General features: G+C 70.5%; 13 protein-coding genes and 1 tRNA gene. 8 read left to right on the top strand and 6 right to left on the bottom strand.

The genetic code is table 11. The features are described from left to right. Nucleotides 1-114: 114 nt before the first annotated feature. Nucleotides 115-927, bottom strand: coding sequence for a DUF6597 domain-containing transcriptional factor (locus tag ACZOOI_RS12990; RefSeq protein ID WP_465280801.1), 813 nt, complete (start codon nucleotides 925-927; stop codon nucleotides 115-117). A 116-nt stretch (nucleotides 928-1,043) separates the two neighbouring features. Between ACZOOI_RS12990 and ACZOOI_RS12985 the strand changes: the two genes are divergently transcribed. Then, entirely contained in the window at nucleotides 1,044-1,622 is a 579-nt protein-coding gene (locus ACZOOI_RS12985; protein WP_465280800.1) for a TIGR03086 family metal-binding protein, read from the top strand. 322 nt (nucleotides 1,623-1,944) lie between these two features. Beyond that, nucleotides 1,945-2,730 (top strand): hypothetical protein, encoded by a 786-nt coding sequence (locus ACZOOI_RS12980; RefSeq protein ID WP_465280799.1) that lies wholly within the window; start codon nucleotides 1,945-1,947, stop codon nucleotides 2,728-2,730. A 197-nt stretch (nucleotides 2,731-2,927) separates the two neighbouring features. On the opposite strand, the gene ACZOOI_RS12975 is transcribed toward ACZOOI_RS12980, so the two are convergent. Next, a complete protein-coding gene (locus ACZOOI_RS12975; protein ID WP_465280798.1) occupies nucleotides 2,928-5,735 on the bottom strand; it encodes an ATP-binding protein in 2,808 nt (935 codons plus the stop codon). Nucleotides 5,736-6,128: 393 nt separating this feature from the next. Between ACZOOI_RS12975 and ACZOOI_RS12970 the strand changes: the two genes are divergently transcribed. Next, nucleotides 6,129-6,506 (top strand): nuclear transport factor 2 family protein, encoded by a 378-nt coding sequence (locus tag ACZOOI_RS12970; protein ID WP_465280797.1) that lies wholly within the window; start codon nucleotides 6,129-6,131, stop codon nucleotides 6,504-6,506. 310 nt (nucleotides 6,507-6,816) lie between these two features. Further along, nucleotides 6,817-8,352 (top strand): MFS transporter, encoded by a 1,536-nt coding sequence (locus tag ACZOOI_RS12965; RefSeq protein ID WP_465280796.1) that lies wholly within the window; start codon nucleotides 6,817-6,819, stop codon nucleotides 8,350-8,352. Nucleotides 8,353-8,508: 156 nt separating this feature from the next. Here the strand turns inward: ACZOOI_RS12965 and ACZOOI_RS12960 are convergent, their stop codons facing one another. Beyond that, a complete protein-coding gene (locus tag ACZOOI_RS12960) occupies nucleotides 8,509-10,182 on the bottom strand; it encodes an MFS transporter (protein WP_465280795.1) in 1,674 nt (557 codons plus the stop codon). 136 nt (nucleotides 10,183-10,318) lie between these two features. Here ACZOOI_RS12960 and ACZOOI_RS12955 point away from each other — a divergent pair, with 136 nt between their 5' ends. Further along, on the top strand, nucleotides 10,319-11,068 hold the full coding sequence (locus ACZOOI_RS12955) for a TetR/AcrR family transcriptional regulator (RefSeq protein ID WP_465280794.1): 750 nt from the start codon (nucleotides 10,319-10,321) through the stop codon (nucleotides 11,066-11,068). A 364-nt stretch (nucleotides 11,069-11,432) separates the two neighbouring features. Then, the gene (locus ACZOOI_RS12950) at nucleotides 11,433-13,121 is read left to right on the top strand and encodes a pentapeptide repeat-containing protein (protein WP_465280793.1); all 1,689 of its coding nucleotides are present in this window, start codon (nucleotides 11,433-11,435) and stop codon (nucleotides 13,119-13,121) included. A 325-nt stretch (nucleotides 13,122-13,446) separates the two neighbouring features. Here ACZOOI_RS12950 and ACZOOI_RS12945 read toward each other — a convergent pair. Continuing rightward, nucleotides 13,447-13,519 (bottom strand) — tRNA-Lys (locus ACZOOI_RS12945). Nucleotides 13,520-14,200: 681 nt separating this feature from the next. Here ACZOOI_RS12945 and ACZOOI_RS12940 point away from each other — a divergent pair. Together ACZOOI_RS12940 and ACZOOI_RS12935 are read left to right on the top strand one after the other, a co-directional pair. After that, nucleotides 14,201-15,132 (top strand): IS5 family transposase gene (locus ACZOOI_RS12940; protein ID WP_465281178.1). Its coding sequence is split into 2 segments (ribosomal slippage): nucleotides 14,201-14,536 and nucleotides 14,539-15,132, totalling 930 coding nucleotides; the frame shifts between segments, so codons are not numbered across the junction. A gap of 1,030 nt (nucleotides 15,133-16,162) precedes the next feature. Further along, the gene (locus ACZOOI_RS12935; protein WP_465280792.1) at nucleotides 16,163-16,531 is read left to right on the top strand and encodes a hypothetical protein; all 369 of its coding nucleotides are present in this window, start codon (nucleotides 16,163-16,165) and stop codon (nucleotides 16,529-16,531) included. Nucleotides 16,532-17,050: 519 nt separating this feature from the next. On the opposite strand, the gene ACZOOI_RS12930 is transcribed toward ACZOOI_RS12935, so the two are convergent. Together ACZOOI_RS12930 and ACZOOI_RS12925 are read right to left on the bottom strand one after the other, a co-directional pair. Further along, a complete protein-coding gene (locus tag ACZOOI_RS12930; protein WP_465280791.1) occupies nucleotides 17,051-17,299 on the bottom strand; it encodes a hypothetical protein in 249 nt (82 codons plus the stop codon). A gap of 208 nt (nucleotides 17,300-17,507) precedes the next feature. Next, the gene (locus ACZOOI_RS12925; protein WP_465280790.1) at nucleotides 17,508-18,587 is read right to left on the bottom strand and encodes a transglycosylase family protein; all 1,080 of its coding nucleotides are present in this window, start codon (nucleotides 18,585-18,587) and stop codon (nucleotides 17,508-17,510) included. Nucleotides 18,588-18,601: the final 14 nt, after the last annotated feature.

The raw sequence follows: 18,601 nt of genomic DNA, 5'->3' as shown, positions 1-18,601 counted from the left end.
GGGTGCGGGGCCCGTGCGAGGAGGGTGCGGGCAGGGTGCGGGGTGGGTTCTGGTTCGGCGGACCGGGCGGGGGCGTGTTGGGGTCCGCCGGACGGGACCGGGGTCCGCGGATGCTCAGGTCCTGGCGTAGCGGCCCGGTGCGGTGCCCACCGCGGCGGTGAAATCGCGGGTCAGGTGGGCCTGGTCGGCGTAGCCCAGATCGGCGGCCAGTGCCGCCCAGTCGATGCCGTCGCCGTGCTCGGCGCGCTCGGCGACCTCCTGGAGGCGGGCCCGGCGGAGCACCCACTTGGGGCCGACCCCCACGTATTCGGCGAACAGCCGCTGAAGTCGGCGGACCGGGACGCCGACCTCCCGGGCCAGGTCGTCGACCCGGAACAGGTTCGGATTCGTGGTGATGCGCTCGACGATCGCGGCCACCTCGGCGATCGTCGGGTCGACGCCGGTCGGGGTGTCGGCCGGTGCGGGCAGCGCGCCCCGCAGCCAGGACTCCACGACGGCGACCCGGTCGGACTCGTCGACGGTGCCGAGCACCCGTTCGCCCACGGCCACCACGCCCGGGCCGAACAGGTCGGCCGCGGGCGGCACCCGGTCGGTGAGCGCGGCCACGGGGCCGGTCAGGAACGGCCGGAAGCCGCCGGCGCGGAATCGGATCCCGAACACATGGCCCGCGCCGCTCAGCTCGCGCTCGAACACGTCCCGCACCACGCCGTACACCGCCGGGTGCGGCTGCTCGAAGACCAGGTGCACGTTGGGGTGGGAGAGCACCTTCTGCCGGTAGGGCGATCGCCCGCGCAGGTCCCAGCGCACGATCCAGTGGTAGTCGACGAAGGGCGCCAGATCGGCGGCCGGCTCGTACAGGCTCACGTCCCAGGCGCCGGGCGCGACGGCCGCGCGCAGCACCCCGCGATTGCGGTAGGGAAGCCTCATACAACCACCGTAAACGGTGCCTGTGACATGGCCCGATGCGTCCTGTGGCGTCGCCCGGCCGGCGCTTGTCGCGTTTGTTCAAGACCGGTCTCGGTGGGCCGCATAGCGTCGTGTCCATGAACATTCACCATCTCTTCGTCGAAGCCTCCGCCGAGGCCGATCGGCTCGCCCACGGCGTTGCGCCCGAGCAGATCGCCGGACCGACCCCCTGCCCCGAATACGACACCCGGGCGCTGCTCAACCACTGGATCGTCTACACCTCGCACGGCCTGGAGCACCGGGCGCGGCGCACGGCACTGCCCGAGAAGCTGACCACACGCGACTTCGTGGCCGAGCCGGACTGGGCCGACGCCTACGGCGCGCAGCTGCGGCGCGGGGTGGCGGCATGGGCGGAGCCGGCCGTGTGGGAGGGCGAGATCGACTTCGGCGGCGGCGGGACGATGCCCGCGACGGAGATCGCCGCAATGTTGCTCCTGGAGCTGACCCTGCACGGCTGGGACGTGGCCCGGGCGACCGGGCAGGACTACCGGGCGTCGGTGGAGCTGGGCGAGGCGGTCGAGGGCATCGTGGCGAGGTATGCGGAGATGTACCGCGAGTACGAGGGCTTCGCTGTGCCGGTGGCGGTGCCGGAGGGGGCGTCCGCGTTCGAGCGGGCGCTCGGGGCTTCGGGCCGCGATCTGCTCTGGAAGCCCTGAGGGGGTTGCCGGTCTCGGGGTTGCTTGTCTCGGGGTGGTCGGTCGGCGGGTTCGGTCGGTCGAGGGGTTCGGTTGGTCGGCGGGCCCGGGCCGATGCGTTCGGTCGCCTGACGGGTTCGGTGGGTCGACGGGCTCGGTTGCCTGACGGGTTCGTGCGCGGATCGTGCTGGGTGGCCGGGTGGCCGGGTGGCCGGGTGGCCGGGTGGTTCGGTGGCCGGGGGTTCGGTCAACGGGTTGGCAAGGGCGTTTCGGGGTGTGGAAATCCGGGCGGAGGTGGGATCGCTGTGCCTATGGTGGCGGCCGAACTCACCCGGAGGTATGCGTGACGGCGTTGGCGACACTCGACGGTTTCGGTTGTACGGTCCGATACAGCCAGGGCGCGCGGGAGCGGGCCGCGTTCGTTGCGGAGCGCGTCGACCGTGCCGCCGCGTGGTTGACCGAACGGCTGGGATTCGCGGCGCGCATCCGGTTGTCCGTGGCGGATGCCGCGGACTGGGACGGCGTGGCGACGGTACCGCTCTACGGCACGCCTCAGGGTGCGGAGGACCATCTGCGGGTGGCCGCCGACGACGGGTGGTTCGGCACCGAGCTGTTCGCGGCGATCCGGCCGCACCTGGGTGCGCGCGCCGCTGCCGTGCTGCGCGCCGAGTACGGGGAGCCGCCCGCGTTGCGGCCGTACTTCGACCTGGTGGCCGTGCACGAACTCACCCACCTGTTCCAGGATCAGGCGTGGCCCGCCTACCCGGGCATGTGGATCGCCGAGCTGCACGCGAATCTCGCGATGGTCGGCTACACGCAGGAAGTGGAACCGGAACTGCTGCCCGCCCTAAGGGCCTTTACCGCGACCGTGGACGAGTTGCCGGTCGAGGTCACTCCGATTCGCGAACTCGAGGACATGGAGCGCTCGTTCGAGCGGGGAGCGATCAACTTCGGGTGGTTCCACTTCTCCCTGACGCGCGTCGCCGAACAGTTGTGGGCGGCCGACGGCGCGGATGTGCTGCGCACGCTGTACGAGCACATCCGTGCCGGCGGCGGAGCCGAGCACCCGGTGCTGCGCGGGGTCGCGGCGGAGTGGAATCGGCCCGCGCGGATCGGCGTCGGCGGCTGATCGCCGGCCGCCGGGCGGGGCGGCGATCGGTGGTTCACGGATTGGGGGCGGGGGGTCGGTGGCGGGTTGTGGTCCCGGGGTCGGTGGCGGTTCGGGGCGGTGATCGTTCGTGGTCGGGGGATCGCTGGCGGTCCGGGGATCGGTGGTGGGTCGTGGGCGGCGGCGGTTCGTGGTTCGGGGACAGGGGTGGTTTCGGGTCAACCGGTGAGCGCGGCCAGTTCCGGGATCGCGGTCAGTTCGGTGCGCGAGACGATGCCGAGTTTGGGATAGGCCTTGTAGAGGTGGTGGCCGACCGTGCGCGGGCTGAGGAACAGCTGGGCCGCGATGTCCCGGTTGGACAGCCCTTGCGCCGCGAGCCGGGTGATCTGTAGCTCCTGCGGGGTGAGCAGCGCGAGCACACCGGCGGGCTGCGGGCCCTGGGGCGTCGCGCTGCCGCCGATCGCGCCCAACTCGGTACGGGCACGATCCGCCCAGGACCGGGCGTCGAGGCGGTCGAACTCCTCAAGCGCGGTGCGCAGCCGGTCGCGCGCGTCGGTCTTGCGGCGCAGTCGACGCAGCCACTCCCCGTACAGCAGCCCGGTTCGGGCCCGCTCCAGCGGCCGGCGCTCGCTCTCGTGTCGGGCCAGCGCGGCGAGCCACAACTCCTCGGCCGCGTCGTCGTTCGCCAACAGCGCGTGGCAGCGCAACACCAGCGCGTCGGCCCAGCGTTGCTCGGCCCGCCCGGCCCACTGCTCGAAGCGGGCCAGCGGCTCGCGGGCCCGTTCGGGGGCGCCGAAGCGGACCGCGGCCTCGACCAGGTCGGGGATCGAGCGGGTCGCGCTGATGTGGTGCCGTAGCGGCTCCCGGGCCAGCCGCTCCAGCCGGTTCAGCGCGGACTCGGGGCGGCCTAGGCCCAGATCCAGCAGCCCAAGTGCCCACGCGGACCACGGCGCGCCGGCCGGCATCGCGCTGCCCACGCCGCCGGCCAGTGCCGCGTCGGCGTGCCGATGGGCGGCCTCCTCGTCGCCCGTGATGCCCGCCAGGTAGGCCAGTACGCTCTCGAATTGGCTGATCCACTGCTGCTGCCCACTGTCCTGCGCGATCCGCAGGCCCTCGGACGCGGTGGCCAACGCGTCGGTGTGGCGGCTCTCGAAGATCTCCGCCTCGGCCACGAAGAACAGGATCGTCGGCAACCGGCCGATCCCGCCGTGCATTCGGCTGTCGCGGGCGAACAGCGACGCGATGTGGTGCGCGTCCACGTCCTGGCCCAGGGCCAGTCCGACGCCGCAGGCCAGCAGCAGGTCGCGTTGTTCTTCGTTGCCGGTTCGGGGCGCGACGCGGATCAGGTCGCCCAGGTTCGGGCGCTCGGCGGCCGGGTGTTCGTACGCTGCGTGCTCGGAGGCGGGGTTTTCGGGGCCCGGGTGCTCGGAGTGGGGGTTCTCGGTGTCCGGCTTCGGCGGAAATGCGGCGATCATGAACTCGACGACCGGGGTCACCGATGCCGTCGGCGGCAGATCCAGTGCGGCCAACTCCCGGATGGTGGAATCGAGTTCGGCCTCACCCAGGTACCACGCGGTGTGCATGGACTGGAGCAGCATGCGCGCCGCGCGTTCGGGCCTGCCGGCGGCGGTGAGCGCGGCACCCCGGAGCAACAACTCGTGCGCGTTGACGAACCCGCCCTGCCAGAAGTCGGACAGCGCACGCACGTGCAGCAGCCGGGCCCGGATCGCGTCGTCGGTCGCGGTCGACTGGGCCCGCTCGGCGAAGGTGCGGGCCCGGTCCAGCTCGCCCGCCTCGGAGGCGGCTTCGGCGGCGAGTACGAGGCGGCGGGTGCGCGCCCCGACGTCCTCGCTCAGCCGCGCGGCCTTCTCGTAGGCCAGCGCGGCGGCGAGGTGGCCGCTGCGCTCGCGGGCCCGTTCGCCGGTGCTCTCCAGGGCGGTCGCGGCCGGCTCGTCGACGCCGGTCGCGGCGGCGGCCAGATGCCAGGCGCGCCGATCCGCGTGGTCGGGCCCGTCGAACGCGTCGGCCAGCGCGCGGTGTGCGGCGAGTCGGCGGTCGATCGGCGCGCCCTGCTGGACCGCGGCCCGGATCAGCGGGTGCCGAAAGCGCAGCCGGTCGTCCTCGACCACGATCAGCGACGCCTCCTCCGCGGCGGCCAGATCCGCGGGGCCTGCGCCGAACCCGGCACCGGCCCGGAGCAGGATGCCCAACTCGCCGGAGTCGTCGTTCGCGGCCAGCAGCAACAACATCCCGGTCCGCTCGTCGAGCCGGGTGATCTGGCCGTGAAAGGCGATCTGTAGCCGACTGGTGAGCGGCAGGGCGCCCGGACGCAGGGTGTCGCCGGACCGTTCGCCCGCGAGCGAGACCGGCAGTTCGATCAGCGCGAGCGGGTTGCCTCGGGACTCGACGAGCACGCGGTAGCGGGTGGTCGCGGACATGTCCCGGGCGTGCTCGTCGAGGAGCGCGCTCGCGTGCTCGGGCCGGAGCGCCGCCAACGACAGTTCGGGCAGGCCCTGGACCGGGAAGGCGTGCCGGTCCTCGCGGGCGGCGAAGATCAGCGCGATGCCCTCGGCGTACAACCTGCGGGCGGCGAACACGAGTGCGTCGCGGGAGGCCCGGTCCAACCACTGCGCGTCGTCCACCACGCACAGGAGCGGCCCGTCGCCGGCGTACTCGGACAACAACGACAACACCGCAAGGCCGACGAACATCGGCTCGGAGCGCTCGCCCGCGGCGAGCCCGAAGGCAGCCGCCAGGGCCTGCCGCTGCGGGTCGGGCAGTCGGTCCAGGTGTCCCAGTGCCGGGCGGAGCAGCAGGCTCAGCCCGGCGTAGGGGAGTTCGGCCTCGTACTCGACCCCGGTGCCCCGGATCGTGCGCATGTCCGTGCCGGCGAGCACGTGATCCAGGAGTGCGGTCTTGCCGATGCCGGGTTCGCCGCGCACGACGAGCACGCCGCTGCGGCCGTCCCGGGCGTCGGCGAGCAGGCGCTCGATGGTTCCGAGTTCGGTGTCTCGTCCGTACAACATGCCTTGCCGTCCCCCATGTCCACCGATCTTTCGGTGTCGATCTCTGGTGCTGGTCCTTCGTGCCGGTCCTTCGTGCCGGTCGTTGGTGCTGGTCCGTCGTGCCGGTCCTTGGGGTCGAACCTCCGGGTCGGTCTCTGGGCCGGTCTTTGGGGTCGGTTCTTGGGGTTGATCCCTGGTGCCGATCCCCGGTGCCGATCCTCGGTGCCGATCCCTGGTGTCGATCCTCGGTGCTGACGCCGGTCTCGACCCCGTACTGACCGTCGGTACTGATCTCTCCTGCGCCAAAGTACCTATGCGGGACTGATTCCCGTCGGTACGGGGCTCCGTAGGTTCATGGGCAACGGAGCTCGCCGGAACAGCCGGAAGCCCGGAGGAAACACAAGGACGGTCACCATGACCACGAACATCGACTTCACCGCCTTGGCCGAGCGCTACATCGCCACCTGGAACGAGACCGACCCGGCCGCGCGCCGCAAGCTGGTCGAAGAGGTCTACACCGAGGACGCCCGTTACGTCGACCCGCTGGTGGCGGCCGAGGGCCACGACGCGATCGACGCCACGCTGGGCGCGGTGCAGGGGCAGTTCGCGGGGCTCGTGTTCACGCTCGGCGGCGCGGTCGACGGCCACCACGACACGGCACGTTTCACGTGGAACCTCGGCCCGGCGGGTGAAGAGGCCATCGCGGTCGGCTTCGACGTGATCCAGGTCGCCCAGGACGGCCGGATCGCCCTGGTCTGCGGCTTCCTGGACAAGGTTCCGGCCGGTCTGTGACCCGGTGAGGTAGCGCTCGACGGATTCGGGGCCGGGCCACGGTAGCGCCCGGCCCCCGGTGTCCTCGCGGTGACGCGTTTCGCGCCCTCCTTCTTCCTCCTTTTCTTCTCTCTCCTCCTGCTCCTCCTGCTCCTCCTGGACTTCGCGTCGTGGCGCGCGCCTCTTCCTGTGCCGCTCGACCCCGTCGCGCGACTCGACCGCTCTTGCGCCTCGACTTCTCGCACCTCGACGGCTCTCGCGCCTCGGCTTCTCGTATATCGACCCCCTCGCGCGCCGTTCGGCGCGTTCGCCCGGAACGGAAGGAACACCCATGTCCGCCGCCACGACGGCCACGGCTCCCGCAGCAGAGGCATCGACGCCCCGGCAGTCGTGGGGTGCGCTGCTGGTCCTGCTCGCCGGAATCTTCATCACCACGCTGGACTTCTTCATCGTCAACGTCGCCATCCCGGCCACCCAGGAGGATCTGCACGCGACTCCGGCCGCGATCCAATGGGTGGTCGCGGGCTTCGGGCTCGCGGTCGCCGCCGGACTGATCACGGCCGGTCGGCTCGGGGACATCTACGGCAGGCGGCGGATGTTCGCGATCGGCCTGGGACTGTTCACCCTCGCCTCGGCGGGTTGCGGTCTGGCCGGGAACGCGGAGATGCTGATCACCGCCCGGGTCCTGCAGGGCGCGGCGGCGGCGCTGTTGATGCCGCAGGTGCTCGGGATCATCAACGTGCTGTACGTCGGCGAGCAGCGGGTCAAGGCGTTCACCGCGTACGGACTCGCGATGGGCTTCGCGGGAGTCTTCGGTCAGCTCATCGGCGGCGCGCTGATCCAGGCCGACCTGTTCGGGCTCGACTGGCGCAGCATCTACTGGATCAACGTCCCGGTCGGCCTGGTTGCTCTGGCGCTGACCCCGCGGCTGGTGCCGGAAAGCCGGGGCGAGGGCAGCACCCGGCTCGACCTGGTGGGTACCGCGCTGATCACGCTCGGCCTGGTCGCCGTGGTGTTGCCGCTGGTCCAGGGCCGCGAGCAAGGCTGGCCGCTGTGGACGTGGTTGTCCCTCGGGGTCGCTCCGCTGCTGCTCGGCGCGTTCACGCTGTACCAGCGCCGGCTGGGCCAGGGCGGCGGTGCGCCGCTGGTGGACCCGGTGCTCTTCCGCGAGCGACCGTTCTCGGTCGGCATCACGATGGCGCTGGTGTACGGCCTGGTGAACGCGGCCTTCTTCCTGATCCTGGCGCTCTACCTGCAGATGGGACACGGGATGTCGGCGCTCGACTCGGGGCTGCTGTTCATCGCGCTGGGAGTCGGATACTTCCTGTCCTCGGCGATCTCGGGGCAGATCGCGGCGAAGCTGGGTCGACAGGTGCTGGCGGTGGGCGCGCTGGTGCAGGGCCTGGGGCACGTGGTGCTGGTGGAGACGCTGTCCGCCACCCACGCGACGTTGGCACTGATCCCGGGGCTTGCGCTGACCGGGTTCGGCATGGGCCTGGTGATGGGTCCGATGGCGGCGACGGTACTGGCCGGGATCAAGGCCAGGCACGCCGGCTCGGCCGCGGGCCTGCTCTCCACGGCCCAGCAGGTGGGCGGCGCACTCGGGGTGGCCCTGGTCGGCATCGTCTTCTACGACACGCTGGGCGACGCGCCGACGGCCGACACCTTCGGCGACGCGTTCGTGAACGGCCTGTGGTTGCTCACCGCCTTCTGCGCGGCGGTCGCAGCCCTGGTGCAACTGCTGCCGAGGCGGCAGGCAGAGGGCGCGGCGGGCTCGACGGAGTCGGCGGAGTCGAACGGGTCGGATGCGTTGGGCGGGTCGAACGGGTCGAACGGGTCGGCGGTGAAGGTGGACGCTCTGGTGTGAGCCGAGCATGACGAGGCGTGTGCAGCGATGGGCCCCGACCGGGTGGTCGGGGCCCATCGTTCGTTTGCGTCGGGCGGCGGGCGCGGCGGGTGCATTGAGCACTTTCGGCTCGCCGCCCGGCGTCTGCGGATCAGTCGGGGCGGGTCGTGGTCGCGGTCATCGGGTGTGCTCCGTGCGGTTGGTCGTGGGGTGGGTGGTGGGCGCGGTGATGGTGTCGGCGTTGGAGGCCGTGGTCGTGGGGTGCGCGGGTGCGGCGGCCCGGGGCGGCGTCGGCGTCGGCGTGGTGGTCGGCGGGCGCTTGAGGGCGAAGGCCAGGAACGCGCCGAGTACGGCTGCCGCGCCCGCGACGAGGCCGGCGGTGCGCAGGCCGTCCACGAGGTCGGCGGGGGAGGCCGGCCCGGCGTCCAGGTCCAGGTGGGCATTGGCCACGGCGATCAGCACGGCGAGCCCGGCCGCGCCGCCGAGTTGCTGGGCGGTGGTGGCCAAGGCGGAGGCGATGCCCTGCTCGTGGGCGGCCACCCCGGAGGCGGCCGTGACGAACAGCGCGGTGAAGGTGACACCTCCGCCGATGCCCCAGATCAGGATGCCCGGCAGCAGCGCCGCGAACGGGCTGTCGGCCGACATGCCGAGCGCGAGTGCACCGATGCCCAGTCCGTTGCCGAGCATCCCGGCGAACAGCGTGACCCGCAGGCCCCGGCTGCCGATCAGCGCGGGACCGAGCCGCATGCCGGCGAATACCGACAACACGGTCACCGGCACGAAGGCCAGGCCGGTACGCAGCGCGCTGTAGCCCAGGCCGTTCTGGAGATACGTGGTGAAGACGTAGTAGGCGCCGCCGAGACCGCTCTGGAAGACCAGGATCGCGGCCGTCGCGACGGCCAGGCTGCGGTTGCCGAGCAGGCGAAGCGGTACGAGCGGGTCGCGGGTGCGTCGCTCGACGAGCAGGAAGGCACCGAGCAACACGACACCAAGGCCGATCGCGCCTGCCCCGCGGATCGATGCCCAGCCCACTTCCGGGCCGCTGACCAGGCCGAAGACGAGGAGGGTGGAGCCGGCGGTGGCGAGCAGCACGCCGGGGACATCCAGGCCGGCGCGTTCGTCGGCGTTCGGGGGAGCCGGTTGCCGCGACGCCGTCGGTGGAATCGATGGGGTCGCCGGCTTCGGGAGTCCTGGCAGCCTCGGTCCGAGGGCGCGTGGGGCGGCGCACAGGATCGCCGCTGCGGCGGGGACCATCACGAACATCACCCAGCGCCAGCCGCCGAGTTCGGTCAGGACGCCGCCGAGGAGAGCGCCGGCCGCGAGGCCCGCGCTGCCGGCGGCTGACCAGATGGACAGTGCGCGGGTGCGCTCGGTGCCTTCCGCGAAGCCGGTGTTGATCAGCGACAACGTCGCAGGGGCGAGCATCGCGGCGCCGACGCCTTGCACGGCGCGGGCGGCCAACAGCGACCCTGGGTTGCCGGCGAGGCCGCCTGCGAGGCAGGCCAGGCCGAACAGGGTCAGGCCGAACAGGAACATCCGACGGGCGCCCAGCCGGTCGACGAGCCGACCGCCGAGCAGCAGCAGGCCGCCGAAGGTCACCGCGTACGAGCTGACCACCCACTGCAACGACTGGGCGCCGAAGCCCAGTCCGGCGCCGATCTCGGGGAGGGCGACGTAGACGATGTTGTAGTCGAGGGCGACCACGAACTGCGCACCCGCGAGCACGGCCAGGGTCGCCCGGGCGGGAGCGCCCCGGACCGGGGCATCGCGACCGGACGTCCTCCGCGCGGATGTGGGGCGGGCGGGAGTGTTGCGCCGGGCGGAGTTGTTCCGAGCGGGGGAAACGGGCAAGACGAGAGCCGATCTGTGCGATCCGGACCATGGGCTGTGTATGCGGTGCGCATGCGGCAGGTATGCGGCGTGCATTTACTACACGCCGTATAGTTACAGCACGGCGAGCAGTATCGCAACGCTGTAGAGTTCGGTCATGGCCATGGACGAACGCACGCCGACCCGCCGGGCCCGGCTACGGGTGGAGACCGCCCGCGAGATCAAGACGATCGCGCTCCGGCTGCTGGCCGAGGGCGGCCCGGGCGCGATCACGCTGCGCGCGATCGCCCGAGAGATGGGCATGACCGCGAACGCCATCTATGGCTACTACGCGACCCGGGACGACCTGGTGAGCGTGCTGATCAGTGAGGTCTACCTGTCGCTGGTGCAGGCCGCGGAGGCCGCTCGGGACGAGTTGCCGGTCGAGGACGCGGCGGGCCGACTTCTGGCCTGGGCAAGCGCGTTCCGGCAATGGTCGCTGACCAATCCGGAGGGCTTCCGGCTGATCTACGGCGATCCGGTACCGGGCTATCAGGCGCCGGTCGGCGGGGCTGCGGTCGAGGCTGGGCACCGGGCCTGCGCGGGGCTCACCGGTCTGGTCGCCGCCGCGTGGCCGTCCGCCCAGGCGTTGCAGTCGGCCGATGTGTACGACTGGACCGACTTCGACCCGACCCTGGTCGGCCTGGTCCGCGCGCAGTTCCCCGACCTGCCCCCGACGGCGGTCGCGCTCGCCCTCCGGGTATGGGGCCGCCTGCACGGCCTGGTGTCCCTGGAGATCTACGGCCACCTGCGCGCCCAGACCGCCGACCCGGGCCGGATCTACCGCACCGAAATCCACGACCTGATCCGCTCCCTGGGCCTGACACCCCCGGCCTGGGCACACGGGACAGGCGCCGATGGGGCCTGACGCCACCGGCTCCAGACCCGATCCCGCCCCACCGGCCACCGTCGGATCGAACTCGCATGCCGAGCAGGGAAGTTCGACTGTGCCGCGAACTCGAAAGCCCCCTGCGCAGGGTCGCCCCACTGCCCCGGCGACATGCCGCCACCAGCCGAAACGCCCTTCGGGATCTCAGCGTCGCACAGGTGTTTCCGGCGGCATGTGTTCGTAATGTGTTCGTGGAACGCAGCGTCGGCCGGCGCGAAGCAGGGAGCAGGTTGTCCTCGCCGCCTGCGCAACCACCCGCTCGCCGAGGGTCGTCCCCGATGGCATGACGTTGCCTCCTGCGCCTTTGCCCGCACCCCTGCCGTGGCCGCACTGCGCGGAAGGCGTGAGTACGGCAGACCCCGTCGGATGCCGGGGCATACACGTCACTGGACACACCCGATGCCTGGCCCACCTCTACCCCACCGACCGGGCCGCGTACCTGGCCATCCTGGCCCCCGGCTCCGCCATCGACCACCGCGGCACCACCTTCGACCACCCTCTCCTGACCGAACTCCTCGACGTACTCCGCGACCCCGCCACAACCGATCCTCATCTCGGCAACGCCCGCTTCCAGGATGCGATTTTCACCGCCATCGCCGACTTCCGGGGCGCGACGTTCACCGCAGATGCCGACTTCCGGGGCGCGACGTTCACCGCCATCGCCGACTTCCGGGGCGCGACGTTCACCGCAGACGCCCGCTTTCGGGACGCGACGTTCAACGCCTACGCCAACTTCCAGGACGCGACGTTCACCGCAGACGCCGACTTCCCGAACGCGACGTTCACCGCCAACGCCAACTTCCAGGACACGACGTTCGCCACCAAGGCCGGCTTCCGGAACACGACGTTCACCGCCGACGCCAGCTTTCTGAACGCGACGCTCACCGGCAACGCCTACTTCAACGGTGCCGTGGTCGGCGGCGACGCCAGGTTCGCCGGTGTGAGGTTCGAGTCCATGGCGGTGTTTGGACCGTTGTGGTGCTGGGGGGTGTTGGACCTGTGGGGGGCGGTGTTCGGCGTGCCAGTGGTGATCGAGGCCGCAGCCAGGGAATTGCGGTGCGCACGGACCCGCTGGGAGGCGACCGCGACGCTGCGCTTGTGGCACGCCGATCTCGACATGAGCGGCGCAGTCCTCAACTTCCCCCTGGCCGTGGTCTCGGCCGCTGCGGACACCGACCCGGTACGGGTGCGGAGCGTGAACGGGGTCGACGCCGCGAACCTGGTTCTCACCGACACCGACCTCACCCAGTGCCGGTTCCTCGGCGCCTTCCACCTCGACCAACTGCGCCTGGAAGGCGATACACGCTTCGCCCGGACACCACCAGGCATCGACCCGCTCCGCGGCATCCCCCTGCGCTGGACCGACCGCCTGGCATTGGCCGAGGAACACCATTGGCGTGCCTTGCCCATGCATCGCCCACGGCTGCGCGCCGGCTGGACGCCCGCACCGTCGCCTTCGTTCGGCTCTCCGTCCCCCGTGCCGGGGCCGGCCGCGCTTGCCGCGCTGTACCGCCAACTCCGCAAAGCCTTCGAGGACGGCAAGGACGAACCCGGCGCCGCCGACTTCTACATGGGCGAGATGGAGATGCGCCGCCTCGACCGGCGCCCCGGCCGCAACCGTGCCGAGCGCGGACTCCTCACCGCCTACTGGGCCCTGTCCGGCTACGGCCTGCGCGCCTCTCGCGCCCTGATTTGGCTCGGCCTTGCCATGACCGCCACCGTCCTGGCGATGATGCTCTGGGGCCTCCCCACCAGCGACCCCAACCCACGGACGAACGGCACCCTGATCGGGCGGAACATTGCGCTCACGACCGACAACCCCGACCCCGTCCTGACGGGCTCACCCCAAACGAGGCTGACTGGCAAACGCGCCGAGAAGGCCACCCGGGTCGTCCTGAACTCCGTGGTCTTCCGCTCTTCCGGGCAGAACCTCACCACTGCGGGCACCTACATCGAGATGACGTCCCGCTTCCTCGAACCCGTCCTTTTGGGCTTGGCCGCGCTCGCCATCCGAGGCCGCGTCAAGCGCTGAACTCGCGGCCGAAGGGCAGCGGTCGGTCACCGGTTGCCTCCGCCCGCTGTGCATGTCGCCGCAGCCTGAGCCGCCGCTGGTCAGCTTGAGATCCCCAGCAATACGAGAGCAGGTACATCGGACGCCCGGCCGGCGGTGCACCCACCGTCAACGATGAGGCCGACGACGTCCGTTGGATCCAACCGGCCGTCCTGGTCGACGACGAACCCGGCGGGCACACCCAGGGCACTCCGGCCGTTCAGGACACGTTTACGCCCCGCCGGTCGGGGACTGGGCGGGGCGCAAAGATGCAGGTCAGTAGGCGTATTTCCACTGCCCGCGCAGGTGGGCCGTCAGGGGATCGAACCCTGAACCCGCGGATTAAAAGTCCGCTGCTCTGCCAATTGAGCTAACGGCCCGGTTGGGCGTCGGCGGGTGTTCCGCTTTTTGCCCACCGGCAGAGTACCGGTATCGGATCGAACATGCTGCGAGTATCCCCGGACACGCCGTGACCTGCGGGGATGTGGATGCAGACGCTTGCGGGCGGAGAGGGGTTGCGAGTGTTCCGAAGCGTACAAAATACACATTGCGAGCTGTTCTTCGCTGGGGTGCATCCGATGCCACCAGGTGCAGAAATCCGCGTGGAGGGTCGAAAATCCGCGCGAGTGGAGCTCATCCGTGAGCGTCCGCGCTAACGTGCGCTCTCTCATTTGACCCCTCGGGGGAGCGCGGCGGGCGCAGTTTGGTTACTGTGCGTGGGCCCTCCCGAGGAACGCCCTCCGCTTACCTCGGTCACGGTCGTCTTCCGATGCGGTGCCCTTGAGCGGCCGTAGGGCTTGTGGGTTCGGGGCCGGTCGTGGGCCAGGTGGCCGTGCCGGTGCGTGAGCGTGCGGCGGTCGGGGGCGTGTTCGTGTCGCTCACCGCGGGAGTGGCCACGCCAGCGTTAGGGAGTCCACGGGTTCGCCCCGGCGACCAAGGCGTGCATACAGCGGTAGAGGGTGGCGTGCGTGGCGTCGGCGTAGTCCGCAGGGATCAACCCGCGGCTAGGACTTGTCCGGCCGATCATGTGACTAATTCGTGCCCGGGTCGTTGACATGGGCATGGGGCGGGGTGATCTGACGGATGCGGAGTGGGAGCGGTTGCGGCCGTTCCTGCCGGTGGGCAACGGGCGTTGTGGCAGGTGGCGGGATCACCGGCAGGTGATCGACGGGATCCTGCACCGGGTGCGGACCGGGGTTCAGTGGCGTGATCTGCCGGAGCGGTTCGGGCCCTGGAAGACGGTCTACGAACGCCACCGACTGTGGTCGGCGGACGGCACCTGGGAACGTCTGCTCCGGCAGGTGCAGGCCGAGGCCGACGCCGCGGGTGCGATCGACTGGGACGTCTCGGTCGACTCCACCGTCGTGCGGGCGCACCAGCACGCGGCGGGCGCCCGCACCGACCCGCCACCGATTCCCGCCTCAAAAGGGGATGCGGCGGTGGAACACCAGGGCGAAACGCCGTGGCAGAGCCTCGTCGTCCGCCTGGTGGAGGTGGTGCGGGAGGCGAGGGCCTGGGCCGCTCGCGGGGCGGGTTCACCACCAAGCTCCACCTGAGCGCGGACGGCCGCTGCCGCCCGCTGTCCCTGGTCGTCACACCGGGACAACGGGCCGACTGCACGCAACTCGCGCCCGTGTTGGAGAAGATCCGCGTCCCGCGGATCGGGCCCGGCAGGCCACGCGGGAAACCCGACAGCCTCGCCGCGGACAAGGCGTACAGCAACGGACCCTGCCGCAGGTATCTGCGGCGGCGGGGTATCCGACACACGATTCCGGAGAAGACCGACAGCCGGGCCGCCCGCCTGCGCAAAGGCTCGCGCGGCGGGCGGCCACCCGGCTTCGACGAGGAGCGGTACAAGAAGCGCAACACCATCGAACGGGCGATCAACCGGCTCAAGCAGGCCCGAGCCGTCGCCACCCGCTACGACAAACGCGGCTACGTCTTCCTCGGAACCGCGACCGCAGCAGCCCTCGTCATCTGGCTCCGAACATGATCGGCCGGACAACTCCTAGCCGGCCGCCTTCGGGCCGCGGTCCGCCGCCCTGGGTCTACCTCGGCCGTCCGACCGCCAAGCCCGATTTCCCGGACGGGAGTCACGGGTCGTACACCCGGACCGTCTCCGGTACGGCCGAGTTCGCCGGTGCCGACTGCGTCGGGGGTTTCCCGACTCGGGCGCGACGCGTCCCGGCTCTCTCCGGGACGAAGGGAAACGGAGGATCCACGAGACGATCGACACCCCGAGCCGGTACCCTCTCGGCCGGCTCCCGCCGTCTCGGGGCGGGCCGCGGTTTCCGCCCCTCGTACTTCGTCCCGGCCCCGGGCCGGCGTGGCGGTGACGGCCGGGGTTCCGGAGCGGGAGACGAAGCCGGCGATCCGCGGGGCCGCGGCGGTCGCGAAGTCGGTGCAAGGTCTCCGCGTCGGCTTCGGTAGCTGCTCGGGGTGAACGGTTTCGACGCCATCCCATACGCCAACGAGTCGGCGGCCGACCTTTCGTTGCCTCGTGCCCCGAGGACGAACCCGAGGTCACCAGTCGGATCAACCGGCCCTGGGCGACCGGGCCTTCCGAAACACCGCTCCGGGACAACTACTTGCGAACCCAGCCGGACAAGCAGCAGGACGCGGGGAACGAAGACCGTGACCGCCAGCGGCAGTTGGTCGCGGTGTGACATGCCAGTGGTCGGGGCAACCTCGCTCCCGACCAATGCCGCCCCGCCGCCGGCACCGTGAATCACAGTCGGCGGTGTCGACCACAGGTGCGGGGGCGGATCGTGGCGGGTGAGGGCGGCCTCGGGAACGGTGACCTGCGTCGTGCCGATCGAAGCGTGATCGATGGTGCTGATCACGAGCCTCAACGGGACGACCGTGACTCGCCGGAGCGAGGCGAGGTGCCGAGCACCATCCCATCCAACCCGGCCGATTCCTACTCCATCCCATCTGCGTCGGCGAATTCTCCCTGGCCGTCCCGGTCCGCGCCGAGGCATGCTTCACGCAACCATGTTCGAAAGCAAGGAGCCGACGTCCGGATGGATACTCCCGAGCCTCTCACCGACGAAGACCTCACCGAGATCGAGGAACTCGCCGCGGCCACGACCCCCGGTCCATGGCACGTGCGACAACTCGACGACGACGAAGCCATGAGCTTCGTCGCCGTCAGCACTGTCCCGGACACCGGGCTCGGTGAGCGATGGCCGGACTTCGACCACGAACAAATCGTGGCCGCGACCCTCGTCCAGGACCCCCGCTACGTCGACGTCGCCGACAAACGCTGGGACGAGAACGCCCGGTTCATCGCCAACGCCCGCCACGACATCCCCCGCCTCGTTGCGGAGATCCGGCGCCTCCGCCGGCTGCTCGAAGTCCGAAATCAAGAGAACCGTCCCGGCACGCCGTGATCACAACGAGTCAGAGCCGTCATCGTTGAGACCGCAACCCTCCGGCACGGGTCAGAACAGGGTGAAGAATGCTTGGTCGGATTGCGACGAGATGCAACACGCGAGACTTCCGACGCGACCCGGCACACCCACGAGGCCCGCACCACGCCCAGAGGAACCAGGCCACCGCTTCGATCGACAAAGGCGAAGACCGCTCCACCACCCGGGCGGTCCCGCTGCAGGACACGCGCGCCGGTCCTGCGACCCCACCGCGAACGGGACGGCTCCGCCCCGAAGACAACCAACGGGAGAACGACGCCCGGCCGAAACCCGTGCCCCGCGTCCGAGAGTGCCCCGGCGGCCACGCGGGCCCCACGCCCGAAGTCGGCAGGAATCAGGCCGCGCCGCACCCACGGCGGACCGGTCCTCCCGCTGCTAAGGCCCGTCCAAAACGGGGAACCCCCGGTCGAGAACCCCGGACTCGGGGTTCTCGACCGGGGGTTGCCCGCCCTCGGTCTCGGTGGTGCGCCGGTGCCGGGCCTACTCGGCCGGCGCGGTGGCGGCTTCGGCGAGGGGTTCGCCGCTACCGAGCAAGGCGGTGGCCTCGTCGGCCCGGACGCGGACGCGCATGTTCCTGGGGTTCAGCTCCTCGGCGGCGAGGTCGCCTCCGCAAGTCACGAACACAGCCATCACCTCCGTGACGACGGCGACGCGTGGACGGTCGCGACGAGCCTGCTTCGCGATTTCACCGGACCCGCGCAGGAACTTCCTCGCCACGGCGGAGGCCATGACCTTCTGACCACCGCCCATTGTCGGCTTAACGTGAATCGTGGCCCTGCATCACCGCGTCAGGCGTAGAAGCGCGAAACGCTGTGCAGGAAGCATGCGGACTTTGCGTCGCCTTCGATCTCAGCGGCCTTCGATCTCATCTTTGACACCTTCGTGCCGGAGGGTGAGGGATCAACGCCCCCGCCCTCCAACATTTCACGTCCGTGGCTCAGGTGGCGGTGGTGCCTTGGGTGCTGGTCCCGTTGCCGTCCCAGTCGCCGGTGAGCGGAGTGAAGCCCGTGTCGCCGTAACGGACGTGAGGGATGTTGGTCTCACCGAGGCGGAAGTAGAAATTGGTATCGCCCGGCCGGTAGACGCCGATCTCGTCGGTCCCGTTGCCGTCCCAGTCACCGGCGAGGGGAACGTCTCCCACATCACCCAAAGCCACGGTCGTGTCGGCATCACCCGCAGCATGGCTGTTCAGCAGATAGAAGGTCCGAGTCGAAGGGCTGTACAACCCGACGGTGTCGAATCCCTTACCGGTCCAGTCACCGGCAATGGGCCGCCAGTCCTCCCCCACACCGAATACGAACGACGTCACATTCCCACCGGCCATGCGCAGATAGAACGTCGCCGTCGAAGGGTGATACACACCGACGTCGTCACGGCCGTCCCCGTCCCAGTCACCGACGACCGGACGGTCACCCGTACTCCCGAAGGAAACCGAATCCCCCGCCACACCACCCGCGAAATCATTCGAGAGATGGAAACGACTCGCCGCCGGATCATACGCCGCAGGAGTATCCCCACCCACCCCGTCCCAGTTACCCGACAACGGCACCATCGGAGTATTGCCGTAACTGAAACTCGCGATCGTCGCGACCTCGGACGTCGCAGAATCCGACAGATACCAATTCATGACCTTCTGAGCCGGCGGCGTCTCGGGATAAGGGTCGGCGTGGTCCGCCCCGAGCCCGACGCGAGGACCGCACAGGGGCCATGCACCTTCCTTTTGCTTCGCGAGCACCTTTTCGGCGATGAGTATCTGTTCCTTCTTGGTGGCTTGATGCGCCAGTGGGGCGTACTGGGTTCCCCCGAACTCACGCCACGTGGAGGCCGAGAATTGCACGCCTCCGTAGTAGCCGTTCCCGGTGTTGGCATCCCAGCGACCCGAGCTCTCACACTGGGCCAGTTTGTCCCATGTGGCGACCGAGGCCGCTCCGGCGGAGCCAGGCAGTGTCACGAGGCCGATGCTTCCTACTATCCCGGCCACGACGACCGCCGCCGCGCGGCGAACCTTACTCGACATCTCTTCCTCGTTTC

The organism is Embleya sp. L77 (assembly GCF_055557415.1).
The sequence above is the reverse complement of the archived record's forward strand: the minus strand, read 5'-3'. Positions and strand labels throughout refer to the sequence as shown.

What these genes read in the sequence shown, in the direction of transcription:
- ACZOOI_RS12970 (WP_465280797.1), top strand. Translation starts at nt 6,129, where the DNA reads ATGACCACGAACATCGACTTCACCGCCTTGGCCGAGCGCTACATCGCC.
- ACZOOI_RS12985 (WP_465280800.1), top strand. Translation starts at nt 1,044, where the DNA reads ATGAACATTCACCATCTCTTCGTCGAAGCCTCCGCCGAGGCCGATCGG.
- ACZOOI_RS12935 (WP_465280792.1), top strand. Translation starts at nt 16,163, where the DNA reads ATGGATACTCCCGAGCCTCTCACCGACGAAGACCTCACCGAGATCGAG.
- ACZOOI_RS12930 (WP_465280791.1), bottom strand. Translation starts at nt 17,299, where the DNA reads ATGGCCTCCGCCGTGGCGAGGAAGTTCCTGCGCGGGTCCGGTGAAATC.
- ACZOOI_RS12990 (WP_465280801.1), bottom strand. Translation starts at nt 927, where the DNA reads ATGAGGCTTCCCTACCGCAATCGCGGGGTGCTGCGCGCGGCCGTCGCG.
- ACZOOI_RS12955 (WP_465280794.1), top strand. Translation starts at nt 10,319, where the DNA reads ATGGCCATGGACGAACGCACGCCGACCCGCCGGGCCCGGCTACGGGTG.
- ACZOOI_RS12965 (WP_465280796.1), top strand. Translation starts at nt 6,817, where the DNA reads ATGTCCGCCGCCACGACGGCCACGGCTCCCGCAGCAGAGGCATCGACG.
- ACZOOI_RS12925 (WP_465280790.1), bottom strand. Translation starts at nt 18,587, where the DNA reads ATGTCGAGTAAGGTTCGCCGCGCGGCGGCGGTCGTCGTGGCCGGGATA.
- ACZOOI_RS12975 (WP_465280798.1), bottom strand. Translation starts at nt 5,735, where the DNA reads ATGTTGTACGGACGAGACACCGAACTCGGAACCATCGAGCGCCTGCTC.